At 45.3% G+C, this 26,607-nt stretch carries 19 protein-coding genes and 1 riboswitch; of the genes, 4 read left to right on the plus strand and 15 right to left on the minus strand.

The window, feature by feature from the left end; translation table 11 throughout:
• Positions 1–63: 63 nt before the first annotated feature.
• From rlmD to htpX, 3 genes are all read right to left on the minus strand, one after another.
• Complete coding sequence (rlmD, locus tag BAA9072_RS00515) at positions 64–1,428, minus strand: 23S rRNA (uracil(1939)-C(5))-methyltransferase RlmD (protein ID WP_408015196.1); 1,365 nt, start codon at positions 1,426–1,428, stop codon at positions 64–66.
• Between the two features lie 193 nt (positions 1,429–1,621).
• Positions 1,622–2,791: an N-acetylmuramoyl-L-alanine amidase family protein gene (locus BAA9072_RS00520; protein WP_201712743.1), complete on the minus strand. Its 1,170-nt coding sequence runs from the start codon at positions 2,789–2,791 to the stop codon at positions 1,622–1,624.
• Positions 2,792–2,918: 127 nt separating this feature from the next.
• On the minus strand, positions 2,919–3,800 hold the full coding sequence (gene htpX / locus BAA9072_RS00525; RefSeq protein WP_201712744.1) for a protease HtpX: 882 nt from the start codon (positions 3,798–3,800) through the stop codon (positions 2,919–2,921).
• A 156-nt stretch (positions 3,801–3,956) separates the two neighbouring features.
• On the opposite strand from htpX, the gene BAA9072_RS00530 reads away from it, so the two are divergent.
• Complete coding sequence (locus tag BAA9072_RS00530) at positions 3,957–4,667, plus strand: DUF1836 domain-containing protein (RefSeq protein WP_230980706.1); 711 nt, start codon at positions 3,957–3,959, stop codon at positions 4,665–4,667.
• Between the two features lie 46 nt (positions 4,668–4,713).
• On the opposite strand, the gene BAA9072_RS00535 is transcribed toward BAA9072_RS00530, so the two are convergent.
• Entirely contained in the window at positions 4,714–6,711 is a 1,998-nt protein-coding gene (locus tag BAA9072_RS00535; RefSeq protein ID WP_201712745.1) for a YhgE/Pip domain-containing protein, read from the minus strand.
• Positions 6,712–6,831: 120 nt separating this feature from the next.
• On the opposite strand from BAA9072_RS00535, the gene BAA9072_RS00540 reads away from it, so the two are divergent.
• Complete coding sequence (locus BAA9072_RS00540) at positions 6,832–7,734, plus strand: LysR family transcriptional regulator (protein WP_201712746.1); 903 nt, start codon at positions 6,832–6,834, stop codon at positions 7,732–7,734.
• A 307-nt stretch (positions 7,735–8,041) separates the two neighbouring features.
• Here the strand turns inward: BAA9072_RS00540 and BAA9072_RS00545 are convergent, their stop codons facing one another.
• The 4 genes from BAA9072_RS00545 to lysA form a co-directional block, all read right to left on the minus strand.
• Positions 8,042–8,302, minus strand: a complete 261-nt coding sequence (locus BAA9072_RS00545) for a hypothetical protein (protein ID WP_201712747.1) — start codon at positions 8,300–8,302, stop codon at positions 8,042–8,044.
• 324 nt (positions 8,303–8,626) lie between these two features.
• On the minus strand, positions 8,627–12,346 hold the full coding sequence (locus BAA9072_RS00550; RefSeq protein ID WP_201712748.1) for a S8 family serine peptidase: 3,720 nt from the start codon (positions 12,344–12,346) through the stop codon (positions 8,627–8,629).
• 421 nt (positions 12,347–12,767) lie between these two features.
• Entirely contained in the window at positions 12,768–12,956 is a 189-nt protein-coding gene (locus tag BAA9072_RS00555) for a hypothetical protein (protein WP_201712749.1), read from the minus strand.
• A gap of 20 nt (positions 12,957–12,976) precedes the next feature.
• Positions 12,977–14,263 (minus strand): diaminopimelate decarboxylase, encoded by a 1,287-nt coding sequence (lysA, locus tag BAA9072_RS00560; protein ID WP_201712750.1) that lies wholly within the window; start codon positions 14,261–14,263, stop codon positions 12,977–12,979.
• A 112-nt stretch (positions 14,264–14,375) separates the two neighbouring features.
• Positions 14,376–14,553: riboswitch (Lysine riboswitch) on the minus strand.
• Positions 14,554–14,702: 149 nt separating this feature from the next.
• Here lysA and BAA9072_RS00565 point away from each other — a divergent pair.
• Positions 14,703–15,491 carry a DUF2935 domain-containing protein gene (locus BAA9072_RS00565; RefSeq protein ID WP_201712751.1) on the plus strand — a complete coding sequence of 263 codons (789 nt, stop codon included), beginning with the start codon at positions 14,703–14,705 and terminating at the stop codon, positions 15,489–15,491.
• 255 nt (positions 15,492–15,746) lie between these two features.
• On the opposite strand, the gene BAA9072_RS00570 is transcribed toward BAA9072_RS00565, so the two are convergent.
• Positions 15,747–16,337: a helix-turn-helix domain-containing protein gene (locus BAA9072_RS00570; RefSeq protein WP_201712752.1), complete on the minus strand. Its 591-nt coding sequence runs from the start codon at positions 16,335–16,337 to the stop codon at positions 15,747–15,749.
• Between the two features lie 92 nt (positions 16,338–16,429).
• On the opposite strand from BAA9072_RS00570, the gene BAA9072_RS00575 reads away from it, so the two are divergent.
• A complete protein-coding gene (locus tag BAA9072_RS00575; protein WP_201713164.1) occupies positions 16,430–17,389 on the plus strand; it encodes a DMT family transporter in 960 nt (319 codons plus the stop codon).
• Between the two features lie 37 nt (positions 17,390–17,426).
• Here BAA9072_RS00575 and BAA9072_RS00580 read toward each other — a convergent pair whose 3' ends face one another.
• From BAA9072_RS00580 to BAA9072_RS00605, 6 genes are all read right to left on the minus strand, one after another.
• On the minus strand, positions 17,427–18,077 hold the full coding sequence (locus tag BAA9072_RS00580; RefSeq protein ID WP_201713165.1) for a 2OG-Fe(II) oxygenase: 651 nt from the start codon (positions 18,075–18,077) through the stop codon (positions 17,427–17,429).
• A gap of 365 nt (positions 18,078–18,442) precedes the next feature.
• On the minus strand, positions 18,443–19,582 hold the full coding sequence (locus BAA9072_RS00585) for a mannitol-1-phosphate 5-dehydrogenase (RefSeq protein ID WP_201713166.1): 1,140 nt from the start codon (positions 19,580–19,582) through the stop codon (positions 18,443–18,445).
• 5 nt (positions 19,583–19,587) lie between these two features.
• A complete protein-coding gene (locus BAA9072_RS00590; RefSeq protein ID WP_201712753.1) occupies positions 19,588–21,657 on the minus strand; it encodes a BglG family transcription antiterminator in 2,070 nt (689 codons plus the stop codon).
• Between the two features lie 86 nt (positions 21,658–21,743).
• Positions 21,744–23,654 (minus strand): PTS mannitol transporter subunit IICBA, encoded by a 1,911-nt coding sequence (locus tag BAA9072_RS00595; RefSeq protein ID WP_330999249.1) that lies wholly within the window; start codon positions 23,652–23,654, stop codon positions 21,744–21,746.
• Between the two features lie 304 nt (positions 23,655–23,958).
• Positions 23,959–25,989 carry a DUF4179 domain-containing protein gene (locus tag BAA9072_RS00600; RefSeq protein ID WP_201712754.1) on the minus strand — a complete coding sequence of 677 codons (2,031 nt, stop codon included), beginning with the start codon at positions 25,987–25,989 and terminating at the stop codon, positions 23,959–23,961.
• Between the two features lie 189 nt (positions 25,990–26,178).
• A complete protein-coding gene (locus BAA9072_RS00605) occupies positions 26,179–26,511 on the minus strand; it encodes a hypothetical protein (RefSeq protein WP_201712755.1) in 333 nt (110 codons plus the stop codon).
• Positions 26,512–26,607: the final 96 nt, after the last annotated feature.

A 26,607-nucleotide genomic window follows, 5' to 3' on the forward strand; every position in this document is an offset into this window, starting at 1 on the left:
AAAACCTGACCTTCGTATGGTCAGGTTTTTCCTTTCATGCGGATGATGCAGCTTCTGCACTGCTTATGAATTCAATGTCAGTGTTGCGACACATTCGACGTGCACCGTATGCGGGAACAGGTCAACAGGTTGAACCGCATCAAGAGTGTATCCGAATGGTTCCAGTTCCTTGATATCTGTTGCAAATGTATCAGGGTTGCATGAAACATATACGATGCGCTCCGGTTTGGCGCGACCAATCCGTCTCATGACCTTTCCGCCTGCACCGGAACGTGGAGGATCAAGCATTAACAACTGCGGATGTCCGAAGCTCTCGAGCATCTGGTCGATTCCTTTTCTCGCATCCTTTGCCAGGAACGTGGTATTTGAAATTCCATTATCATCAGCATTGCGCTTCGCCGATTCGATGGAGCTTTCCACGATTTCAATACCTGCAAGTTCTCCTACTCTGCTTGCAAACGGAAGAGAGAACGTCCCGACTCCACAGAACAGGTCGATCATCTTTTCAGATTCCTTCGGCTGCCCCATTTCCACCGCCAGATCCACAAGCTTCTGAGCCTGTGTCGGATTGGTCTGGAAGAATGTATCGAACCATAGGCGGAAACGGTAGCCGTCCATTTCGTCATAGATGAAGTCCCTGCCAGACAGCAGATGAATTTCCTCTGCCTGTGTGCGGTCTGCCCATGCGGTATTTTCCAGCCACAATAAGCTCTTTACATGAGGAAATTTCTCGCCGACACGCTTGATTAAATCGACAACAGCTCTTGAATGGGAATCAGGTGCTTCTGTAGCGAACAGCGCAAGCATCAATTCACCTGTCGCAAACGATTGGCGGACCATCAAGTGGCGCAGCAGCCCTTCATGCTTGTCCTTGTCATACCCTTGTAAGGCATGATCCTTCACCCAATCAGCGACTTCCATCGTCGCTTCCACCATTTCTTCACTAGCGATCAGGCAGGTTTCAAGGGAAATGACCTTCCGGAAGTTCCCCTGTTCATGCAAACCGAGGGCTCCATCCCGTGAGAAAGTAAATTCCATCTTATTACGGTAACGCCACGGGTTGTCCATTCCTATCGTGTCACGAACGAGGGCGGGGTCAAACCCTTGATCTTTTAGAGCATGCTTCACGTGATCCGTCTTATGCTTCAGCTGACCTTCATATTCCCAGTGCTGCCACACACACCCACCGCAGCGTTCAAAATGCGGACAAGGTGGATCCGTACGTTCAGGGTGTGCCTCCAGAATTTCATCCGGCATCGCCTTTCGTCTTCTGCGGTCCGGTTGGTCCACGGTCACTTCCACTTTTTCTCCGGGAAGGGTTTGTGGGATCGTGAGTCTCAACTTCTTCGGATTCCCAAGCTCATTCTCCCGCCATAGTACAGCCTGTCCCGACCCTTTTGTATCTAATTCTTCTATCGTAGCAACCATAGTTTCTGGTTTGAAATTCGCCAATTTCTACGTCCTCCTTCAAAATTCTCTCTAACTCTATACTTTATTAAAAATGGAGATGGAATGCAACAGGGATATGAGGACGGTAACGCGACAAAGGAGCCTGGATGTCCAGTCTCCTTTTGTACTAAGAATGTGAACCGGGACAGTGGACCTGTCCCTCCGCCCCTCCTTAATATGCCTTGTAACGGCCAAATTTACCGGTGATATAGGCTCTTCTGCCGTTGTAGATAACTTCCCAGTAGCCGGAGCTGCTGTTTTTCCCTCTTACAGACCCTGTAACGGGCAGGGTACGTCCTTTTCTGATGGTTCCCAGGTCTTTTGATGTTAAACGATCCGGACGGTCTTGTACGATGGCAGCGTTCGCAACACCTATAATGGTAATTTCCCCGATGGCAATCGGACCTCCTGATGCAGGAGGAGGCGAGGCAGAACCCCCGGATGATTGTCCGCTTCCTTCCACTTTCACGAATTGTGGAGCCGCCGTTACATAAAACACATGTCCCCTTGAGTTCTTGACCTCATACATGTCTGCTCCTTCCACCTTCAACTTCCTTACGATTGTCGGGAAGCCATATCCAAACTTCAGTGTTCCTGCACGGTAGGCATCATCAAAAGTCGGCCGGCTGTAAAAGTCAAGTCCTTCTGCTCCTCTATAGATGCTCTCGACTCGCTTACCGACAACATTCCCACCGCTTGTCCCGTCTGGATTCGGGGGAGTTCCACCGTTTCCGCCGTTTCCAGCAGCCACATAAGGGATGCCGAAGAAATCACATACTCCAAGTGCCTGCTCCCTTGCTGTCTCTCGTTGAAAATCCTCGTTGATCATGAGCAATGCTTCCCTCTCATTATCCATGAAGCCATTTTCCACAAGAACAGCCGGTCCATTGAATTCCCTCGTCATATGAAGATTTTGTTCGATGATTCCCCGGTACACTTGCTTCGTGCCTTGTTTCAAGTACTTCGCGATATTTTCAGCAAGTCTTCTGTCCTTGGCATCATTAAAATAAACATGTAGCGAATGCCCTTCAGCATCCTTTCCCGGGCCATCAAACTTCCCATCGAAAGCGTTATAATGGTTGGAAACCAACGCATCCGCCCCCATGGAGTTCGCTGCGTCAGTCCGAGCCTTAAGCGGAGTATCTGCATCCGTCGGAGCCGTTAACAACGTGCGAAATCCACACCTTTCCAACTCCATCTTCAAAAACAAGGTCACTCTCTCATTGAACTCATTCTCCTGTATTTTCCTTCCAACAGACGGAATATAAGGCGTCCGTTTACCAGCTGTCCCAAGACCGTGACCATCATCCAATGCTATTAAATAATCACTAGCTTTTGCCATTTTTTGTATCCTCCTTTACTAGTAAAATATTCTTAAGTTGAAAAATTGGTCACGGCTAGTAAAACGGGAATGTTGACAGAAAAAAATGCCTGACCCCGAGTATCGGGATCAGGCATCTTTTCAACTATTATTTTCCTTGCAAACGACTGATCCTCTCATCCAAATCCGGGTGAGTCGAAAACATCGCAGATTTACGCTTTCCATTGATTTTCAACGTAGAAATCGCAGTGTCGTCTTCACCTTTCATGCGGCTGGAATAAGCTTTCAACATTTGGAGAGCATGCACCATTTTGTCTTTACCGGCTAAATCGGCTCCGCCTCTGTCAGCGTGGTACTCACGGTGTCGGGAATAGGCAAAGACTACCAGGCTACCAAGTATCGAGAAAACGATTTGGAATACAATGACGGCAATAAAATGCACGATTGGTGCCATTTCTTCCCTTGCAAAACGGGAAGCGATCCATGCAGCGATCCGTGCCAGGAAGACAACGAATGTATTGACTACACCCTGCAGCAGGGTCATCGTCACCATATCTCCGTTCGCTACGTGGGCCACTTCATGGGCGATGACTCCTTCAACTGCATCATCATCCATTTCACGAAGTAATCCTGTCGAAACGGCAACGAGTGAGCGTTTCTTCGAAGGACCCGTTGCAAAGGCATTCACTTCAGGAGAATGATAGATTCCCACTTCCGGCATATGCACAAGTCCAGCCGCTCTTGATAGACGGTGGACTTTCTCGACAACAGCACGTTCCTCAGAAGATAGAGCACCATCGGGATTCAATACCTGGACGCCCATCATCTTCTTCGCCATCCAGCGCGACATCCCTAAAGAAATAAACGACCCGGAAAATCCGATGATTGCACTGAATACCAACAGAGCCCCTAAATCGATTCCCCCTGATGCAGTGATGTAATTCCCCGCTCCTGTGACGGAAAAAATGATACTGATCGTCAATAATACTAAAACGTTCGTTAACAGGAAGTAAAATATACGTTTCCCCATCTAGTTTCCTCACTCCTATTTCAAGTTCATATGAACCTGTATCTTGAATATATTATAATTCCTTTCAGAGTGAAATACAAGCAAAAGGTGAAATTGACGATACCTCCCCTAACCAGTAGTATAGAAGAAGATATTTGCTATAGAGACGGGGTAATCATGATGGTAACGTTTAATTTAACACGCAAGAATATGGCCGACCTGCTTCTCTCTCTGCACGGCATTAACAACCGGACCCCACTCAAAGTGCTTCAGGATGCGTGGACGGATTTACATAATCAGGACCAGCTGCCTCGTATCCTACAAAAGATCCTCAAACCTGCCAAAGGCGAAATCGGTTTTTCTCTCAATGAAATCGTCTCCCTGGGAAATCTGATCGAATTCACCAACTTTCCCCAAAGTACCGTGCAGAATTGGGTAAAGCGGGATGTAAGGGGATTGATCGGTTCTCCACAGCTCGGTAAAAAGTACACGATCGAACAAGCCGCTATGCTGTTCATTGTCGAAGACCTAAAAGCCACCTTGGATTTCGAATCCATTCGGAAGATCCTGACACTGGTGTTCAATAATATCGAGGATCGTACGGATGATATCGTCAATCCTACGGATCTTTACCTTGCCTATGCCTCGGTCTTTGATCAGATCCATCATCAATCCCTGCCTTCCATTAAGACAGCGGATGGTTCAGTTAACGAACACATCGACGGATACATCAAGAAGGAGTGTCAGGCCATGCTATCAACCTTTGACGGAATCATGGAGGAAAATCTCAGCATCGTCCTCCATGTCATGATCGTATCTGTGCTGACTGTTCAGGCGGGATTTTATCAGGCTGTGACGAAGAAGTATGTGACGGATGCACTATCATAAAAAAATGCCTGTCCTCCATCAAAAAGGGGAACAGGCATTTTTATGATCATTTCGCTACTTCAACCGTTTTCGAATGTTGCACATGACTGGTGAACCAGGCGATACCGCCGGCTACAGCCAAGTATGCAAACAGAATCCAAAGCTGATGAGTAAGCTGATTGAAATCACCTAGCGTAATGACTTCCTGAAAGCTGCTTAATGAGTGTGCCATCGGTAAGTTCTCACCGATGCTGCGCAAGATCGGTGTATTCAAGTCTCTGGGGAATGTCCCTCCGCATGTGGCAAGCTGCAACACGAGGAAGGTCACAGCTGCAAACTTCCCGACAAATCCGAATACAGTGACCAACATGAAGATAAAGGTCATGAATGTAAAGGAAACAATGACACTCGAGAGAATAAATAAAGGTATATTCACGACCTCTAAATGGAACCCAAATAGAAGGACACCGTCAACGATGAGTGCCTGAATGAATCCTATTGAAAACACCAGTCCCAATTTATTGATGAAATGAGTCGTCCCATTCACGTGGAGATCGTTGCGTCTGCCCAGTGGCAGAATATTCGCCGCCATGATTCCTCCAACGTATAAAGCCAATGATAGGAAATAGGGAGCGATTCCTGTTCCATAGTTCGGCACCTTGGAAACATTGGATTTTACGAGTTGGACGGGATCCGAGAACATGGAAGAAAGCTCATCCGTTGAATGGACCTCTGATGTTTTCTCTGCCGCGTCGGCGAGTTTCGTCGATAGCTCTCCTGAGCCTGCTTCAAGTTTTGTCAGTCCGTTGTTTAAGGAACCGACTCCTGTAGACAGCTTGTCAGTCCCAATTGATAAGCTATCGATTCCGGCGGTCAGGCTTATGAAACCTTTGTTCCAATCAGCAAATCCTGCTGAGATCCTTGAAGTGCCGGATGCCAGTTCAGAAACTCCTTCAGATGCCTGATTCAGTTTGCCGGTAAACTGGGAGAATCCTGCGTTTAGCTGACTTTGAGCTCCTGCAAGCTGCTCTGTTTCCTGGTGAAGCTTTGCTTGCTCACTCTCCAATTCTGTCGTGGAGGCTGACACGCTTTCGGATAGCGCTTGAATCCGGGCGAATTCAGGATCATTTTTCGCGGTTGGATTTGATTCTTCGTATTCTTTAAGCTTACTTTCCAACTGCTCTGCCTTTGTTTTTGCGTTAGATTGCTGTTGGGAGAGCTGACTTTCTGCCCCGGCCAGCTGCCTGGTTTGATTTTTCAGCTGTTCGGCACCTGCTTTCATTTTTTCTCCAGCTTGTGAGAGACTGGTGATGCCAGCTGATAATCGTGCAGAGCTTGAATCCAGTTTGTTGATTCCACTTTCGATGGATGCGGCACTGGTTGAAAGCTTCTGACCTCCTGCTTGGAGCTGGTCAGACCCTTCCCTTAGTCCGTTGATGCCAGCAGCAAGAGTATTCATTCCTTCCTTTTCATCTGCCATTCCTTGATGCAATTGGCTGGCCCCATCACTCGCTTTTGTTAAGCCTTTCCCCAATTCCTCAAACTTTGAAAACACTCCGTCCGCATAGGATTTCGAAATCGTATCGGACAGCTTTGCCTTCATTTTCTCTGTAGCACTTGAACCGATCTGAGAGGCAACAAAGTTTTTCCCTGGATTGTCCTTATATAGAAGCTTGGCTTGCTCGGGGTTCTCATCCATCAAGGTGCTCACCTTTGCTGAGAAGTCTTTCGGGATGGTCACCACCATATAATACGTGCCCTCTTTCAGACCTTCATCCGCTTCAGATGACGAAACAAACTTAAAATTCAGCTCTCCTGAATTTTTCAGCTCGCTTACAAAATCCTTGCCTGCCTGGATCGGTTCGTCCTCCATGACAGCTCCCTCATCCTCATTGACGACGGCAACAGGTAATTGCTCAAGCTTACCGTATGGGTTCCAATAACCGGACAGGAATAATCCAGAATAGATTAGTGGAACTAAAAGAAGAAAGCCAAGGGCGATTCTTCTGTGTTTATGACTGACCATTGCTTTTAAATCTTGAAGTATTAATGTGAATCCTTTCATAGCAAACTCCTTTTTCTACTCATTTACACTCATTTATCATACGTGTATAAAATGATAATGTATAATATATAATTAATTATACATATATAGCTTTTAGTCTATGTAAGGATGTGAACATATATGGAACTACAGCAACTGTACTATTTTCAAACCGTTGCCAGACTGGAACATATGACGAAGGCTGCCGAGGAACTAAGAATTGCCCAGCCTTCCCTCAGTAAAACGATTTCCCGTTTGGAAGAAGATCTTGGGGTCCCATTATTTGAACGACAACACCGTCAGATCAAGCTAAACCGGTTCGGAGAGCTTTTTCTAAATCGGGTTGAACGTATTTTTATGGAAATCAATGAAGGAAGAAGAGAGATTCTTGAGGAGATGAAGCTTGAGGAGAATACCATCCGGATGGCCGTCACGATACCAAGGGTTCTTCCGGACCTGGTCGGATCGTTCTTGAGAGAAAATCCTCACGTCCGATTTCAGCAGTTCGTCCACTCCATGTCAAAAATGAGGGAACAGTTAAAAAATGGAGACGTTGATTTCTGCATCTCTTCAGTCCCGATAGATGATGAGGAGGACATTGTATGGGAACCGCTGATGACAGAAGAAATCTTCCTGATCGTTCCTCCCGGGCACTGGTTAGAGGACAGGGATGAAATCGACCTGTCCGAGGTGAGGGATGAGCCGTTTATCAGCATGAATACAGGCTACGGACTGCGTAATCTGACCGATGAATTCTGCTTGAGGGCAGGCTTCTCACCCGTGATTTCCTTTGAAGGGGACGAGCCCGGTGTCATCGGGGATCTTGTAAAACAGGGACTCGGCATCGCCTTCATCCCTGCCATCTCATGGATGAACCGGCGTTCCCCATTCCCGCATAAAATCCGGATCACGAACCCAACCAGTCAACGAACCATCGGACTCGGCTGGTCCAAACGCAGACACTTCACCAAAACAGCCAAACAATTCCACCCATTCATGCTCGACTACTTCAACAACATTGGCAGGAAACTGAATCAATTGTAGAGGGACGGACCTTCATTTTTGCATATGAAGGCCCGTCCCTCTTGACTTTCTTATCAAATTCGCAGGTCCGTCCCTCGCATCGGGATCAAAACCTCTTCCACCTGCGTTGGGATCGGATGGTTGGATAGTGTTACTTGAATCGTCCAAAGTGCTCACGGTTGTAGATGGTGTAGCCTGAAGTTGGCATCCATTTCATTTGAATATCTAAAAAAATGTTGATTAATAGTATTTCGTCTTAGGTGTTAAAGGCTGAGTTGGCATCAGTCGATTGCTTGCAGTCTAAAGTAAAAGTGAGTTAAGTTTTCAGTCAGGATTCATGCCCGGTTCTCTTCCAGTAATCAAAAAACACATACAACATCCCTAACAAAAGATATGTATTGAAAAATGAAAACATTTGATTAATCCACCATCCATCTACCCCATTCGTGAGGATGAATAGGAATGACGTAACAATGAAGTAGATGACCACGTAACTGAAGACTCCTTTGACTCCTCGTCCAATCCTTTTCTCAACCCACGTTCCGATCCAAATAGGCAGGAAGAAAATCCTTTCTAATTCACTGTTCATTTATGGCACCTTCTTTTTATTCAGTATCATAACTCCGTAATCACATATGGTTATTGAAATTGTAATATCGATCATTATTCTATACGAATCGATGCTCAAAAGGTTTCAAAGATGGTCCTGGATTCCCACATTCTCTGCATTTTCCCGAGTTTAATTGGAAACATAATTCTTATCCGTGCCCTCAACCAATTGAAAGTGGACATATTACGGGTTGAAGTAGAAGAACCTTCCCTGGAGGAAATTTTCTTGGAGGCGTAAATCATAATACAAATAAAAATAGAAGAAGATGCCTCAAAATGAACGAGGCATCTTCTTCCTATACTATTATCTCAATCCATATGCCTTAATAATTTCCTGTGTAATCTTATTCCCCTCATCATCCCAGGCACTCGCTTTCAAAGAAACGTTTGCTGCGTTCTTAGGATTTCTGATCGTGACGTTGAACGTGTCTCCGTCCTGGTGCAGCTTCACTTTCTTCCATGACTTCCCTTCATTAAAGGACACTTCTAACGTTGCTCCTTCCACATTTCCGTAGCCTATGCCATTTTTCACCTTGCCGACAGATAGCTCAAGGTTTGTCGGGCGATTGGCTATAGCATCACCGTTCACATCTGTATCCACCTTGTAATCCAGAGTCAGGAAAGGCAGGTCATATTGCCAATCATCTGTTTCTTCCGTCCAGAATGTCCACTCCGAATGGGTCCGGGTGGATGTATTCCAGCGATTTTCATCACGTTTCGCGTCTGTTACGAATCGGAATTGGGTGCGTTCTTTCGGTAAGATACCAAATGCATTCAACGCCTGCCCTTTACCTTCTTTGAGTAATGTGTCCCCTTTGAATAATTGAGAGGTTTGGTTTTGGACAGATACATCGTAGTCCGTCCCCCCAGTGTTTCCTTTCCCTCCATCAGCCCATGCCGGAACATTGATTTGAAGGGAATCTCCTTGTCTTTTAGGTGCCCAGTATCCCTCTCCCAGACTTGGACGAACCACTGGTGAAAACCAGTTCTCTGTTATTTTTTGTCCTTTTGTATACGTAACGAGAGGTTGACGGATCTCCCACGTTGCATCGAGTACATTTGCCTGGTGATACCAGCCTGTGCCTTCTGTTGCCGATACATATTCAGTGCGGGCACTTGGCAGTGAAACCTTTTGAAGGAAGCCTACCGCTCCCATTGTATGTGGACGAAGATCATAACGGAATTCCCCTCCATCCGCTTCAACAGGTGAATTGTAACGGGTATCGACTTTCGCTAAATCCTTGCCTTTTGGTGCGTACGTTAAGTCCTTAGGGATTGATCCTTCATGGACATCCATCAGGTCATACACGTATGGAGAATCTGAGTTTCCTTCCACCTTCAGCTTTATATTCCCGGAACGTACTGCTTTTACTAGCTTATCCCCTTCTTTTTTGCTGATGGCTGCAACAGCTAATGGATTGTCTGTATAATCCGGAGTCCCTGCATATACACTGAATTCTTTATCTTCATTATTTACAACAATAACCAGTTTCGCTCCTGCATCTGCAGCATTTGTAGCTTGTTGTGAAACGCTCACTTCTGCATTTCGATCCACTACGACTGCCTTTCCTTTTGCTTTCAATCGCTCAAAGTCTGCAGTGCTTCCTTTTCCGGCATACACGGTGGACAGATTGTATTTTCCATCCAACAAAGTACTTCCGGATAATGGAATATCATCTAATTCTTTTCCTTTAAAATCAATCGTCAAAAGGGGCTTGGTCAGACGCCAGCGGGTCAACTGTTCGAAGTAACCACTTTTCACCTCTTTAGTTGGAACAGCATACAGTTTATCAATCCATACCGGCATTAAATAGAGGCTCGTCATCGGCATATCACCGATGGTTTGATGATACTCCATACGTCGGTAATTCGCTTCCGTTTTCTTAGGAACAACTGCTTGAATTTCCTTGGCTTTTCTTGCATCAAGTTCAACTGTTTTCGGTCCATTCAGTTTCACTTCCGGATTACCTACAAGTGCTACACCCGCATGATCTGTTTCTACATCCACATCCATGAGGGACATGGCAGAATACGTAGCTGGAGGCAATCGAAGCTCGAGTGTTCCATCGACAGCCACAACCTCAGGTTCCATTTTTTCACTGAATAGGACGACATACGCCTGTCCTTTCGATCCGTTACGATCTGTTGCATTTAGTGTCAGTGGATAACGCTCTTCCTCCTTGACCATGGACATTGTCGTGTGGACAAGATCTGCCCCCTCCACTTTGGCTGTCAGGAACCCTTGATAGCGGGATCCGGTTTCACCTGCTTTGGAATCCAACGTCACCTTTACATCGACCTGACCACCTGCAGGAACCGTAACTGATTCATGAGATAATGACAGCATGCCCTCGGGAGCTTCCTTCCCTTCTGCATTGGTAAAAGTAGAATCTAATACCATTGTCACTTCTTGCTCACCATCGTTCGTATAAGTGACCACTTTTTCCACGGGTTCAGTATGGTCATGAGGCCATTTGAAGAAGCCGAATGAAACGGATGCAGTTGCCCTTACATCTGCTTCAAGTGCCGCAGGTATGTCAACTCTACCGGTTCCCACGTGATAAGGCTGATAACCATCGAGTTTCTTTGTCGTATTCATCAGTACTTCTTTCAAGGTTCGACCGTCCCACTCCGGATGCTTACCTGCCAAGATCGCAGCGGCTCCTACTACGTGTGGGGTGGCCATGGACGTACCACTTAGGCTCTTGTACAATCCCGTCCCACTTGAATACTGAGATCGGGCAGCTACGATATCAACACCAGGAGCAGAGAGATCGGGCTTCAATCCCATATCTCCAAAACGTGGTCCTTTGGAAGAGAAATACGCCAGTTCGTCCGATTTATCCACTGCTCCTACTGTCAAAGCCGAATCAGCGGCCCCTGGAGAACCGATCGTCCCTTCCCCGCCTCTATTACCTGCAGCGATGACGAATAAGGTACCATTCTCGTCAGTCAACCGATTGACCGCCTCTGCCATCGGATCAGTTCCATCACTTGGCGTATCGCTACCAAGACTCATGTTGACGATCTTGGCATGCTCAGAAGCCCACTCCATCCCATCGATGATCCAGGAATCCTGTCCAGATCCTTCATCATTCAATACTTTCCCTACCAACAAACGGGCATCAGGGGCAACCCCTTTATGCTTGCCGTCACCAGCTCCTGTCCCAAGCACCGTGGAAGCAACATGGGTGCCATGACCATTCACATCCTTCACTTCTTCTCCAGGTACAAAGCTAACCGCCTCATCTATTTGACCTTCGATATCCGGGTGCTCTGAGTCGATTCCAGTATCAAGGACCGCAACCTTGACGCCTTCACCCGTATATCCTTGTTCCCAGGCCTGGTCTGCTCCGATTTGCGGTACACTTTGATCAAGAGCTGCTTCTACACGGCCATCGAGCCAGATCTTGTCTACACCATGGTCAAACTGGGAAGATTTCCCCACTTCTTTATTCTCAACATCAGTGGTGATGTCTTTCCAAAATGTTTCAGCTTGTTTTTTCTCTGTCGACAAGGCTGCTCCATTGATACTTTCCAGGGCACGCATTTTTTTCGAGCCTTTTGGTTCAGTGTTGACTGCTTTCACCTTTGACTCTTTATATTCGACTATGACTGGTACCGAATCGGCGTTTTTGTCATCATAACCGTACTCGATCAATTTCGTGATGTTAAATAAGTCCTCGTCGAGTTTTCCTGCCGACATATATGGCATGGCTGAGTTAGGGAACACGAATGTTTCATCCTTAATCGTCATGACCCGGACCCCTTGTCCATTCTTCTCTGCAGGCTCTACATTGATTACTTGTTTTCCATTATCCAGAGTGGAGACTTTCACCACATCACCAGTAATGAGGGTGATGGTATGTTCCCCTTTAATGGCACCATTCACATTGACCGTTGACTGTTCCGGACTTGTCTCATTGGAAGTGACACCTTTGGCATCGGCTTGGAACATCGATCCTGAAATCATTGTTGCAGCGATAGATCCCACGAGAAGTGGTTTCACGTTCAGCTTTTTCATAATCATTCTCCTATTCTATTAAGATCTTGATTTGTTCATAGAGTCCATTCTTGATGAGGAAAAATGAACAAGGTATGTAGTCCAAAAATCAATTACATAAATGATAGACTACTGGAATGTGAGTCAGTCACCGCCTCCTAAAATGGATTGTTGAAATCGTTCTGGCAGTCAAGTAGGGCTCATGTCGTTAACTAAATTGTAATGGCGGGAACATGGAATTCTCAATTGGGGTTATTTTTCGGGACGAGAGTACTAGAGAGCAATCCCACTGGGGAAAGAAGGAAATAAATCTATGATATTAGGCATAGACATGAGGGATACTTAAGTCGTATTGTTGGAACAAGATGGAGAATATCAACACAAAACTCTTATCCACCCATAACGATCAATATAAAGATGACTAAAGTCCTGTTATATAATCCTAAAGATTATTATTCCGAAGAAAATCTTTTGACTGATCGATCTCATCTGCTGCACACCGAAACCGGGCATTCAGAGCACATGCTTGAGCGAAAGCCCGTATTGATTGGAAACACAAAAGAAAGAAGGCAGCACCCTTTAGGTCGCTTCCTTCTTTCTTTTGTGTTTCCAGATTATAAAAACGGGTCATTGGATGTACCCTCTTTTTACTTATCGATCCTTCCGTACGAGATCTGCATATGTTTCCCGCTCAATCACGATCCTGGATTCCCCGTTATTCACAAAAACAACAGCCGGTCTCGGGATCCGGTTATAGTTACTCGCCATGGAATAGCCGTAAGCCCCAGTACTGAACACGGCCAGTATATCGCCGTAATTCGTCGGCGGCAGCATGAGATCCCAGATTAGCATATCCCCCGACTCGCAGCATTTTCCGGCAATGCTTACACGCTCCGTGCACTCTTCATTGGGACGATTAGCGAGGACCGCATGATATTTCGCCTGGTACAAAGCCGGGCGGATATTATCCGTCATCCCTCCATCAATCGCGACATACGTACGCACATCGGGGATGATTTTCTTCGATCCCACTTTATACAACGTCGTACCCGCTTCGGCCACCATGCTCCGGCCGGGCTCTACCCAAACTTCCGGAAGCGGGTATTCATGTTTAGCGAAATAGGTTTTCACACTATCCGTAATACCTTTTACATAGGTCGGAATAGGCAGGGGCTGGTCCTCTTCCGTATAACGGACTCCGAATCCCCCTCCGATATTCAGAACAGGCATCGTTACGTCCAGTTCGATACGGGTCCGCTGCATGAAATCAGCCAGCACCTGTATCGCCTGATCAAACCCTTCCCGTTCAAAAATCTGGGATCCGATATGGGAATGTAGACCAAGCAATGAGAAATACGGTTTGCGCATAGCCAGCTGAATCGCCGTCGCGGCCTGTCCATTGGAAATGCTGAATCCGAATTTTGAATCTTCCTGTCCCGTCGTAATATACTCATGGGTATGGGCTTCCACGCCCGGTGTGACCCTTATCAGAATCTGTACCTCCTGCTCATGTTCCTTTGCCAGGTCATGCAGCAGTTCAAGTTCGAGGAAACTATCGACGACAAAACATCCGATCTCAGCCTCCAATGCCATGAGAAGCTCGTCTTCAGACTTATTGTTCCCGTGAAAATGGATGCGTGCCGCCGGGAATCCTGCTTCCAACGCCGTATACAATTCCCCGCCTGAGACGACATCCAGAGATAGGTGCTCTTGTTCCGCCAGGCGCACCATTTCTTTACACAGAAACGCTTTACTCGCATACGCCACTTGATACTTTAAACCACTTTCCTGAAATGCATCACGGAACAATCTGGCGTTCCCCCGGATCATTCCTTCATCGTAGACCATTAGAGGCGTCCCATATGTTTCTACCAACTCACTCGTACTCATTCCACCGATTTCAAGATCTCCACGAACATTTACATCCATTGTACTCATATCCTAAACTCCTTTTGACTCTCTCTAAAAAACACAAAAAACCGTATGAAGCGATGCTCATACGGTTACTCATCAAAAGTTCCAGCACATGATGAAGACTATGTATTAACATCTCTTCAATAGTGCTCCACAACCTTTGTCATTGTGACAGTCCAGCATTTCTTCAATGCTGGCCCAACAAAAAATAGAATTGGCTATTTTCTGCTTCGGCGATCTGCCTTTCCCAACTTATCCCGGAATCCATTATTCTCAAAGAAGGTACTCATCATTCTCGCGCCTCTATTATCAGAGAGTGATTTATTATTTTATTGGCATTACTATATCATTTTCTTGAAAAGATTGTCAATGCTTTTTGTTCCCCTGGATGGACGAGCAGGCGGACATTTTTTCGATATTTCTTTAATACATATACAAGGAAACTATTTTAGGGGGATACTAAATGCCAAGTTATCAAGAAACAGTTCGTTTTGAACATGGTTTTTGGCTGCAGGTGCTTGGAGATCATGCACGATTTATCCATGACTCCCTTGCTCCAAAAGAAAAAGAATTGATCAATTCCGCCAATACATTTAAAAAAGAATGGGATCAACTGTTGGAACGGTCGAAACAGAATCCTGATATTTCTTTAAGCAGACAGGCAGAAGAGGTCAGCCTCCGCTTCAGGAAATTCAAACTTGAACTGATTAAACGTCATTTAACAGGGGAAATCAGCATAGGTCTTGGACCCACATTTATAAATCATATGGTGAATGAGCTCGAAGAATACCTCCGCGTTTTAAAGTACTTGACCAAAGGAGAAAAGCCTCCCATCTTCCACGAACTCCACCATCATCTCTTGTGGCTGTTAGATGCAGCGGGGCATGCCGGAGCCATCTCCGATAATATGGACCGGATAGAAAAACAAATCAAGAAGCAAAGTGATGAATTCACAACGGATTTTGAAGCCTTTTACTTAAAGGCCGTTGAAATGGCAGGGTTCCTGCGGACAGAAGTGGGCCACTTCCCTGCACTCGAACGATTCAATGATGATGTCAAACTTGAGATGAAGCTGTTTATGGGCTTTTTAGATGAGATTGAGGAAATGGAATTAAGTAAGACTGCACTCGGAACCTTTGCCGCTTTAATGGCCGATCATATGCTGAGGGAAGAATGCTATTACTTAACGAAGCTCGCCGAAGCAACCAGCCAGCAAGGTCCGGACTGTGACCCTGCAAAGCCCCGTATTTAACCCTGACAACCTGCTATTAAAAAAATCCCCGGATTTAAATTCCGGGGATTTTCTTAATCCAGTTTTGTTTTATATACTCAGGATTTCACAAACTGGATATCAATGGAAACATCTTACAAACCTTCTCCTGCACCACATTCAAGGCATCTTCTTTCTTCACATATAGAAATGCCCTCAGATACAGTCAGCACGAAGGGTATATTGATCCCCTTTCTCTGACCTTCGGCTTAATAAAGAAGCTTTCTTCCATAAGCTTCAATCTGCCTTTCCTGTATAAATCATCACAAAGTGAAGAACCGCTTCCATTGCCTCTGAATTAATGTAGCTGTGTTCTTTGTTTGCATGAAATTTAATAGAGTCATACTCACTGAGCTCAAACAACTCATTCCCAAGCTTCACTTGAATAGTTCCTTCCATAACCGTGACGAACTCGATTACTCCGGGAGGATGGGCATCGGCACGGTATTCGCTGTCAGGTTTAAGGAAGGCACGATGTGTTTCCAATGATCCATAGCCTGAGGAAGTGAACATTGGTTCGAGTGTCAGGGACTCGTTGGCACTGATCACTTTACTTCCTTCATTTTTTCTGGAAATCTGTACTTCCTGCTTTTCCATAAGGAGGGAGGATATCGGGATTGAGAGTCCATTGGCGATTTTCCAAATAATCGTAAGGGATGGATTCGCCTCTCCCCTTTCGATTTTCCCAAGCGTCAAAGTGCTGACACCGGTGGTTTCCGAGAGCTCCTGCAAGTTTAGACTCCGCTCATTCCGTATATTTCTCAGTGTTTTTCCGACATGTTGAGCGAGCTTTTTCGGGTCTTGCCACGTTAAACCATTATTGTTCATACGTTTACCTCTTTCTAAAGAAAATGATTGAAAGTATATTATAATATATATAAAATAAACTATAGTATATAAAATAGAAAGGAGTGCTTATCATCAAGGAACTGACTCTCGGTATCATTTCATCTATGTTCTTTGCCGTTACCTTTATCCTGAACCGGTCCATGGAACTGGCCGGGGGAAGCTGGATGTGGAGTTCATCCCTGCGATTCCTCTTCATGCTCCCCTTTCTTTTTCTTATTGTAGGTTTACGGAAGAATATAAATCAAGTGTGGATGGAAATGAAGAAGCAACCTTACGAATGGATGACGTGGAGTTTTATTGGGTTTGTACTCTTCTATGGTCCTTTAACCTTTGCGGCAGCTTATGGACCTGGATGGCTCGTGGCTGGCACGTGGCAGTTCACTATCGTCGCGGGGATTTTGCTCGCTCCCTTGTTTTATTCTACCGGACCTGTCAGACGCAGGCATACCATTCAAAGAAGGGCTCTCGCCATCTCCTCGATCATTTTAGTTGGGGTGCTGTTCATACAAGGGGAACATGCAAGCGGGCTGTCCTTTTCAGAAATGGTCGCTGGTGTCTTACCTGTGATAATCGCCTCCTTCGCTTACCCGCTTGGGAATCGTAAAATGATGGAATTATGCGGAGGGAGGCTTGATACATTCCAACGGGTGCTGGGGATGACAATTGCAAGCACTCCCTTCTGGCTGATATTGGGATGCTTTGCGCTTTTTAAAGCAGGCACACCCAACACATCGCAAGTGATGCAATCCTTTATCGTCGCTATCTGTTCCGGAGTGATTGCAACATCCCTCTTTTTCCTTGCTACGAACCTTGCGAGGCATCATCCAGGCAAGCTTGCTGCAGTGGAGGCGACCCAGTCCACCCAGATCCTGTTCGTCATCATGGGAGAAGCCGCACTCCTATCCGTTCCCTTTCCGTCAGGAATCTCCCGGATCGGTATCCTCCTGATCATCGCCGGCATGATCATCCACACTGTGAATGTGAAAAAAATGAATTCCGGAATGCCTAAGCCGGTAAAATCAGCAAGTTAAAAAGGAGGCGCAAGCCGTCATGCACCTCCTTTTCGTTTTATTTAAATACCCTTCTTCTCATCCACTGGGTCGCTGCCCATTTATCCCCGATGACAACGGGTGCTCCACCATGAAGAGTCAAGTCGTTCAATTCCTGATTATCGTAGAAATACTCGAAGTAAACCGCCATACCCTTTTGTGGAGAAACAGAAAGATTCAGTTTCGGGAAGTAGGTTTCCCCGCCTTCCTCTACGTCGTTCAAATACATGACGAGAGTGCTGATTCTCGGATTCTTCACCGGTCGAGCCGATGCTGAGAAGAAATCAAAGTGTGCCTTATATTCCTGACCCGGTTTATAGTTAAGGATTTGAAGACCTTCCCCGTGCTCCACAGGAATATTCATAATTTGAGAGACCCTCTTTTCAACACGTGTCACCACGTCGTGCTCATTCTCCTCCAGGAAGATTGAACTGCTTGTTCTCAGTTCATCCACTGTCCGGGTGTTCCCTATTTTTGACCGTTCGACCCGGTCCTTTGAAAGCTGAATGAGCTCATCACATTCTTCATAACTCAACACATTACCAAGAATGACGATCAGCGGTTCTTCCATTTTCGCGATGATTTGAATTTCCCGGTCTTCCGTCTTGATCTTATTCCCCGTATGGTGAAATATCGTTTGTTCTTTTATAGTTACTTCAGTCGTATCCATTGCCAACTTTTCATCAACCTCTTATCGTATTTTTAACATTCTGAATTCTTTCATTAGTGGAAGCATTCTCTGACTCTTCCAATCCAAAGAAACGATTGCAACAATAGGTATAACTGCAGGGATTATTTGATTGTTTCCTCCCGTATGTGTATTTTCATATATTTTACACCTGGGATGGTGGGAATTCTATCTTTTTTTTGATGAAAAATCAGGGATTTTCCCGTGGTTGGGGATAATTGCAGGAGTGACGTGGATATGTGGGCGTCACAGAAATGACATCTGTGGGTTTATGAGCAGGATTCGGGGTATATTCCTCAACCTAAATAAAAAATGACTGCCGAGGTTCATTCGACAGTCATCCGTTCTTAGTTCTTCAATCTATCATATTGAACCAATACTTCCTTCACAATCTCACTATCCCCATCCAGCCCACTCACTTCTTTCAATACATGGGCAGGTCCGTGTTCCTTGATCATGCCTTGGATTTCCATCGCTTGTTCATCCTCTGGATTGTCAAACAGAAGGACTGCTGCAATCGCTTTGGCAAGATAAGAATAAGAGAGTCCTGCTTTTTGGGCCTCTGTTGTAGGGCGGATCAAGCGATCGTCTGGACCAAGCTTCCTGATCGGAGCTCGGCCGACTCGAGTGACATCATCGTTCAGGTAAACATTTTTGAAGCGTTCGATGTTTTTTTCAATATATGCAAGATGGTCGTTTTCATTAAGACCATATTGCTTCACAAGGTACGCACCTGTTTCTCTCAATGTCTCCTTAACCTGCTCGGCGATCGCTTCATCGGCCAATGTTTGATCAATCGTTGACTTGCCTTGGAGGTAACCAAGGTACGCAATGACCGCGTGTCCCGTGTTTACCGTGAACAGCTTACGCTCGATGAATGGAGCAAGGTCGGCTACAATCGTCATCCCTTTGACAGGTGGGATTGTTTCAGCCGTTTCAACCACCCACTCGTAATACGGTTCAACAAGGACATCCAATGAACCTTGGTCCTGCATCGGTACAATGCGGTCGACGGCTGAATTGAAGAAATAGACTTTCCCTTCAAGCTTGGCGACCGTGTCTTCATCAAGATTTTCTATAATATGTTTTTTCAAAATATCTGTGGCACCGATTTGATTCTCACATGCGATCACATATAATGGATCATCAGAGGCAGCCACACGGCTTGCGATCCCTTTTGCAATCAGTGGCGCGATCCTTGGCAGGATATTCGGTCCGATCGCCGTTGTTAGATAAGTAGACTGGCCGATCGTTTCGATGACCTCCCCTTCCTGATGAAGGTTATTCAGACCGGAAACATTCTCGATCGTTTCCGTTTCCATCGTCTCTGTTGCCAGCTTCACCTGGTAACGTCCTTCTTCATTCAGCTTGTTGATCACTTCTTCGGCGATATCTACAAAGGTCACATGGTAACCTGATTGGGAAAACAATGCTCCGATAAACCCTCTGCCTATATTACCTGCTCCAAAATGTATGGTTTGTTTCAACATTATCATTCCTTTATCAAATTAGTTTGTAAGTAATCCAAAAAGAGATGCTCTAATTTCTTCATGATGACCCCTTCATTCGTAGACGAATAAATCATCATGCTGATTTGATCTTCGATTAAGCTTGTGGAGATCAGGCTGAGAATTTCCTGTTCCCTCCTGCTCAATTCTTCAGGGGCGAGCATTAGGAGCAGACTCTTCATCTCCATTTCAACGCCGTCCATCCCCTTGATCTTACAAGGTTCATCCAGATGGGCAACTTGGAAGATCAGTTGCTTCACGTTGTCGTCCCTGCAATGGAAGAGGCCCATATTCGTGTTGGGGATGCCGAGTCCGCCCTTTTTCTCCCTTTCCATTAACTGACCCAAAACCACTTGGGAATTTTGAAGAAGTTCGTCCCGGTCAGCCTCTTCCACCATTTCCGTAAGGACTCTGAGGTGACTTCCCGCCGACTGCATCCGATACACGCGAAAGTTGTTAAGGATAGCTTCCATGCTGGAGTGAACATCCTTAATTTCCTTAAGGAGCATCCTGACCTCAGCTTTCCCACTTGACCGCGCCGTCGCCTTCAAGTATTTTTTCCTCGTCAGCTTTTCTACGTTATTCTGAAGGTAGCTCTGGATGAATCCAATGTCCCTTTCGCTCAATAATGGACTCACAAGGATATACTCCACTTCTGTAAAAGGAAGTCTGACGGTGGAAATGACAATGTCATAATCCCCTAAATCCGCCGTCTGAAAATCCTTGATCGACAGAATTTCCACCTTGTTAATCATGGTCAGCTCCCTCTGGATTCGGCTGGCAAGCATCTTGGACGTCCCGATACCCGTCGGACAGACGACTACAGCTTGAATGTTAACCTTTTCTTCATTCATCAGCATGGCGGATCCGAAATGAAGGACGATGAACGCTACCTCATCATCGGGAAAAGAAATATCTTTAAATTCCGTTTCAAGACTCTTCTTTACTGCCAAAAATAATACGGGATATTTCTTCTTGATTTCATCCGTCAGGGGATTGAAAAGGTCAAGCTCCTGTTGCAGGCGGAAAATGGACGGTCCCATATGTGCAAGCAGTCCTTGAAACAGGGAAAAATCATCTGACAGATCCACATGGAGATCGGCTGATACATCCTTGATGACATTTTTGATCAGATGGCCAAGAAGGATGCTGTCGTAATATACAACGTCGGGATCCTGAACTTTTGATCCTTTAAGTATGACCGTTAGAAATTGGACGTCCCGATGGGTCAATTGAACAGAAAGGCGTTCTTTAAGCTCCCGGCAAATCTTGTCCATCAGGTGATATTCACTGGAATCCTCCTTTTCAGGTGGTTCATTCTGGTGAAACCCGAAGCCATTTTCTGTTCGTTGTATCGTCAGGCATATATGCACAACGAGACCGATATAGTCACTGTCCGTCAGAGTGATTTGCTCCTCTGCCAAGTGATGATTCACTACTCGGTCGGCAACGACTATATAGTCCGGGTTGAAATACCCGAGCACCTTTTCATCCAGATGATTTCCTTTTTGCATCCCATAAAGGGTCTCTATAATATCTTCATAAAAATAGACGAGGAAGAAGCTGGCGAGGGCATGACGCTTGTCAGTTTCTTCCGCCACAAGCTCCACCCCCACCCCTCGTTTTCTTGTTAGGGTGATGCCATATTTCTGTAACCAATCTGCGAGCTCATCCAGATACGATGAGAGGGTCGTGACGCTGGTTCCCAGCTGATTCGCCAGCACCTGCTTTTTAAATGAAGGTCCCTCATGAAGAAGGATGATCAGCAGATGCAGCTTTCGTTCCTCAGGCGTTTCGTCTGTAGGATTCACATCCGCAAGATTTTGTATTAAACGATAGATATGCTCATTCTTCCCGTCAATAAACAGACCTTCATTGGCTGTCCTCTTCAATTCCAAATGATACTGTTTTAATATACTTTCGATTGACTTAAGATTTCTTTGAACCGTTCTACCGCTCACATTCAAGAAGGAAGAAAGGGAGTAAACCGTATGTTTCCCTGATGTTTTTACAATCAATTCAATGATGGACTTTTCCCTTGATGTAATAAACATACTTTCCCCTCTTCCCCTAAAATGAGCTTTTTATCGATACAAATGAGAACAGAAAGGCAGGATTCCCGCCTTTCTGAATGATTGCTCTAGTTGCTGTTAATGATGTCTTTCAATTCCTTTGCTGACTTGGCCAGTACCATCTGATCGACATTTTCCTGCTCCGAGCAGACAACGGCGATGCCTGAAAGGATTTCCAGATGAGTGCCGTCTTTACCGGCTATGCCGAAGATCATCTTCGCTTTCTCACCATTGAAATCCACTCCATTTGGAACTTGAATGACGGTGAAACCTGATTTGATGACTGCTTTCTTCGCATCTTCCGTACCGTGTGGAATCGCCACATTATTCCCCATATAAGTAGAGGTGATTCCTTCTCTATCTATCATAGCATCTACATAACTTTCTTCCACGTATCCTGCTTTCACGAGGGCTTCCCCTGCGAATCGAATCGCCTCTTCTTTCGTGGCAAATTCTTGATTCATAAAGATATTTTCTTCGAGAAGGAGATCATCATCATGATCTGCATTCGGTTCAGCGTTTACAGCTTCTTCCTCTGCTTCTTCAACAACCTCTGCCTGCTCATCCGTGATTCCGTCTTGAAGACTGGCAATCAACTTATCGTATTCCGGACTCGATAAGAAATTATCCACGGAAATATGATACGCATTTGGCAGCTTGTTCTTCGCACGAGGAGTCAGCTCTTCCTGAGTGATGACCACTTGCGCATCTGATGGAAGATTACTGATGGATGTATTCGTCACGCTGACATCCAGATTTGCTGCTTTCACTTTCTTACGGAGCAATGATGCCCCCATGGCACTTGAGCCCATACCTGCATCACAGGCAAAGACGATTTTATTCACTTCTTCAGGCAGAGTTCCCTGACCGCTTACATGACCTGCAACGGAACTTTTTTTGCCTTTCATTTCCTGCATTTTCTTTGTAGCGCCTTCAATGTCTTCGTCTGTTGCTTTGCTTGATTTTAAGATAATGGCAGATACGATGAAGGACACGGCTGCTGCCACGATGACTGCGGCGAAGTTTGCCAGATACGCCATTCCCTCAGGAGGTGTAACGGCTGTAATCGCGATGATACTGCCCGGAGATGCCGGGGATACCAGTCCTCCTCCTAATAACACAAGGGTAAAGACTCCACTCATTCCTCCAAGGATGACAGAAACAAAGAGCATCGGTTTCATTAAGACGTACGGGAAATAGATCTCATGAATCCCGCCCAGAAAATGAATGATGGCTGCACCTGGAGCCGATTGTTTCGCTGTTCCTCTTCCGAATAACATGAATGCTAGTAACACACCAAGACCTGGTCCAGGATTTGCTTCTAATAGGAATAGAATCGATTTTCCACCTTGTTGAACCTGCTCCAGACCGATTGGTGACAGAACACCGTGGTTGATGGCATTATTCAAGAATAGAATCTTTGCCGGTTCAATCAGAATACTCGTTAATGGTAGCAATCCTGCTCCTACGAGCCAGTCAACACCTTCAACAAGAAGACTCGTGAAGGCATCAACAGCAGGTCCTACGCCTAGGAATGCTAAGATTGCAAGAATTCCTCCGAGGATACCAGCTGAGAAGTTATTGACGAGCATTTCAAACCCTGCTCTGATCTTCCCTTCAATCAATCCGTCGAATTTCTTAATCACATATGCTCCCAGTGGACCCATGACCATGGCCCCTAAGAACATCGGTGTATCCGGCGCACCGACAATGACACCCATTGTGGCGATTGCACCCACGACCCCACCACGCTGGTCGTGTACAAGCTTACCTCCTGTATACCCGATCAATAACGGTAACAGGTACGTAACCATTGGCCCCACCAGTTTGGCAAGGCTTTCATTTGGAAAGAACCCAGTTGGTATGAACAACGCTGTAATTAAACCCCAAGCGATAAATGCACCTATATTCGGCAGAACCATAGAACTGAGGAAGTTACCAAACTTTTGTACCGCAACTTTCATATTTGATTGCGCCACTTCTCTCATCCTTTCATGAATAGATAATGATTTCTAATTTTAATGATAGGCCTTACAGCATAGAGGATTCAAGGAGGATGAAAACTAACTTTGTCACACTGGCGACGACAAACCTATTGTTTCTCAGTTAGGGAAAGTTATTCTTGGGTTGATTTATGGTCATCTATAAAAAAAGAGAACAGCGTTATACTGTTCTCCTGCTCTTGTATATGTTTCATTAAAGTGAGATCATCTAGGGCGTTCATGAAATAGCAGTGTTACCTTGAGATTATCAGGCAACCAGATTGCAAGAACCAGCGTACCCCTATTCCAGTTTCAGCTTCACCAAATCGTCAACATATTTCGTCGAACTGTAGCCATCGATGACAAGCTGTTCCGGTACAATGTCTTCGTCGGAAGAATCATTATAGAATTCGATCGTTTGCTCTCTCTCAAAATAACGGGGCTGTTCCTCTTGTTCATAGACATACTCCTCGGGCTTATGAATATTCCCGTCTTTGTCCATGAGAACCCCGTCTCCACCGCTCATCCCGATGGAAATATTTTCATTATGAGTGAGGTCATCCTGATTAAAAAAGCCGTAATGAATATTTTCATATTTCCTGTCCCCGGGTACATCGTGCGTCAATTTGACATGGGCTGGGTTTCCTACATCGATTTCATTAATAGTGATCTTGTTGCCTTGATATTCAAAGGTTTGGGGCATATTGCCGGGAGCTTTGAGCTCTATGGTTTTTCGATCATCAACTGTAAGATGAATGGATCCGAACCGAAGGGTCACTTCTTTTGGGTTGTCAAAATAGAGTGTATCGAAGTCTGCTGTAAAAGCACTCCAATCCTGTTGATCATAGGAATCAACGAAATTTCCACCATAGAGATTGGCTTTCTTCTTTGCTCCATCTATGATAAGGGAGTCAAAGTTAATGACATCAATCCGTTCTTTTTTACGATCATTCCGAAAACCGTATTGCAGAACAGTGGCAGTGGGGGCGATGGTCAGTTTGTCCAATCGAATTGGTATTCCTGCTACTTCCACTATCTTATTAAGATTATGCTCCTTGGATGGCTGCTTCTCGAATGGAATTTCGAAGCTCCAATCCCCTTCGGCAAATGTCATTCCCCTTTCCCCTGCCAATTCTTCTTTAGGATCATGGGGCAATTGGATCAGCCTCGCCACATTCAGCTTGATGGTTCCTTTGTCAACGGTAACAGGTTTAAGGCTCATTGTTCCCTTGTACACATTCTTTTGCTCATTATGTATTTCTTCTTGATCAACCGGAGGGGAATAATACTGATTATTGGATTCCATATTCATGATATCCCGTTCATTTTCAATATATATCCCTTCAAACGAATTCATCATGTACCAGTTTTTGTTTTTCAAATCCTCCACTTCATAGAAAACAAGTGTCTGCACATCATCTGCCACCACACTTTTGATGGTGATCTTCACCCCATCGCTTTCCGCCTCCAGGTCCAACCTTTCACCCAGACCTTCCCGAAGAAAGAGACGTAGTTGTTCATTATCTTCTGTATAAGAATAGTAGAGACTTGCGAATCCACCCGTCACGAATCCTGTAATGATGAATAGTGCGAAAACACCAGCAATGGAAAGCAGGATAGAGTTCCGTTTCTTTTTCCGTTTCCGCCTGCGTGTTTCCCGTTCATCGATCCTCAATCTGATCCTTTCCATGAATCCTTCTGGAAGCTGGGTATTTTCTGCCAATCGGGCAAGTGCGAGGGTCACCTCCTGAAACGAGGCAAGGTCCTCCTGGCACTCTGTGCAATGATAAATATGTATCTCAAAAACCACCTTTTCCGGTCGATCCATCGTTCTTCCCAAGTAATCCAGATAATGCTTCTGGTAATCGTGACAGCCTTCATATCCTGTACCGTATCCCATCGTTTCACGGAGCTTCCGAATACCTGAGAATAATCGGGATTTCACCTCATCAACCGTGATTTCCAGGATAGAGGCGGCTTCTTCCTGTGAGCACCCTTTCATATATACTAAAGCCACCGCTTCTTTATCCGCTGCTTCCAGGTGATGAAAGATTTCGTCACCACCTGCACTCAATGAACGTTCAGATATCTCCTGACAATCCTTGAGAAAAATGGATATGGCCGATCGACTCTTCTTACGTTTATAAGCCTGACCCAGTTCAAAGATGATCGTACGATAAAATACATCTTCTATCTCTTGTTGAGAATTAAGATACACCCCTCCCAGGGCATAAAACGAATGCTTATTTTCGTTGAACCGGGCAAGGATCGACTCCGCTTCGTCTTCAACGTGCCTACCGGCCGGTACGGTACCTGTTTCCACTTTTGCCATTCCTTTCTTCCCTCCTTCCATTTTCCTACTAGTAATTATTTCAAAATTCCCAATACTTCACAATCTTTTTCTTTACATTATCTATGAAACTTTGGATCTGATTGATGTATCTTTGCCGTCTTAACAATCTTTTTGCGTAGTGGCATGAAAAGAGGTCTGGACCACGTTGGATCCAGACCTCTTTTCCATTTATAAACGATCGATTTCACCGAGCTGTGACTGCATATCCAGCTCCACCATGTTCTGTGCCTTAGAAAAGGTAAACACTTCATTTGATACCCAGTGATTATATAATTTAGCCAGAGCGTTCCGGTGGTAAACCGTTCCTTTCACTTCAGTGAAGAAGTAAATGATCAACAGGTTGGTCACGTCGATTGGAAGGATTTCTTTACGGTCAATCGCCTTTAAAGAAAGGATGTCCAGTCCTCTTAACGGACTGCCGATCACAGTTTCAGCCATGTGAAAATGATCAGCTGTCTGGCATAGTTTCACGAGCTCTGGATTTAATTCTTCAAATTTCAAGTGAATTCCCCTTTTACATAGATAGTGAACAAAAGTGTTACACTTCGATCTCGGAGTAAGAGATCAATTACTAAGTAGTATAACAAAAAAAACGTT

It is taken from the genome of Rossellomorea arthrocnemi (genome assembly GCF_904424705.1).
Classification (GTDB): domain Bacteria; phylum Bacillota; class Bacilli; order Bacillales; family Bacillaceae_B; genus Rossellomorea; species Rossellomorea arthrocnemi.

What these genes read in the sequence shown, in the direction of transcription:
- htpX (WP_201712744.1), bottom strand. Translation starts at nt 3,800, where the DNA reads ATGGGGAAACGTATATTTTACTTCCTGTTAACGAACGTTTTAGTATTA.
- BAA9072_RS00545 (WP_201712747.1), bottom strand. Translation starts at nt 8,302, where the DNA reads ATGAACAGTGAATTAGAAAGGATTTTCTTCCTGCCTATTTGGATCGGA.
- BAA9072_RS00540 (WP_201712746.1), top strand. Translation starts at nt 6,832, where the DNA reads ATGGAACTACAGCAACTGTACTATTTTCAAACCGTTGCCAGACTGGAA.
- lysA (WP_201712750.1), bottom strand. Translation starts at nt 14,263, where the DNA reads ATGAGTACAATGGATGTAAATGTTCGTGGAGATCTTGAAATCGGTGGA.
- BAA9072_RS00570 (WP_201712752.1), bottom strand. Translation starts at nt 16,337, where the DNA reads ATGAACAATAATGGTTTAACGTGGCAAGACCCGAAAAAGCTCGCTCAA.
- BAA9072_RS00555 (WP_201712749.1), bottom strand. Translation starts at nt 12,956, where the DNA reads ATGACCCGTTTTTATAATCTGGAAACACAAAAGAAAGAAGGAAGCGAC.
- BAA9072_RS00565 (WP_201712751.1), top strand. Translation starts at nt 14,703, where the DNA reads ATGCCAAGTTATCAAGAAACAGTTCGTTTTGAACATGGTTTTTGGCTG.
- BAA9072_RS00530 (WP_230980706.1), top strand. Translation starts at nt 3,957, where the DNA reads ATGATGGTAACGTTTAATTTAACACGCAAGAATATGGCCGACCTGCTT.
- BAA9072_RS00520 (WP_201712743.1), bottom strand. Translation starts at nt 2,791, where the DNA reads ATGGCAAAAGCTAGTGATTATTTAATAGCATTGGATGATGGTCACGGT.
- BAA9072_RS00535 (WP_201712745.1), bottom strand. Translation starts at nt 6,711, where the DNA reads ATGAAAGGATTCACATTAATACTTCAAGATTTAAAAGCAATGGTCAGT.
- BAA9072_RS00580 (WP_201713165.1), bottom strand. Translation starts at nt 18,077, where the DNA reads ATGGATACGACTGAAGTAACTATAAAAGAACAAACGATATTTCACCAT.
- BAA9072_RS00550 (WP_201712748.1), bottom strand. Translation starts at nt 12,346, where the DNA reads ATGAAAAAGCTGAACGTGAAACCACTTCTCGTGGGATCTATCGCTGCA.
- BAA9072_RS00590 (WP_201712753.1), bottom strand. Translation starts at nt 21,657, where the DNA reads ATGTTTATTACATCAAGGGAAAAGTCCATCATTGAATTGATTGTAAAA.
- rlmD (WP_408015196.1), bottom strand. Translation starts at nt 1,428, where the DNA reads ATGGTTGCTACGATAGAAGAATTAGATACAAAAGGGTCGGGACAGGCT.
- BAA9072_RS00600 (WP_201712754.1), bottom strand. Translation starts at nt 25,989, where the DNA reads ATGGCAAAAGTGGAAACAGGTACCGTACCGGCCGGTAGGCACGTTGAA.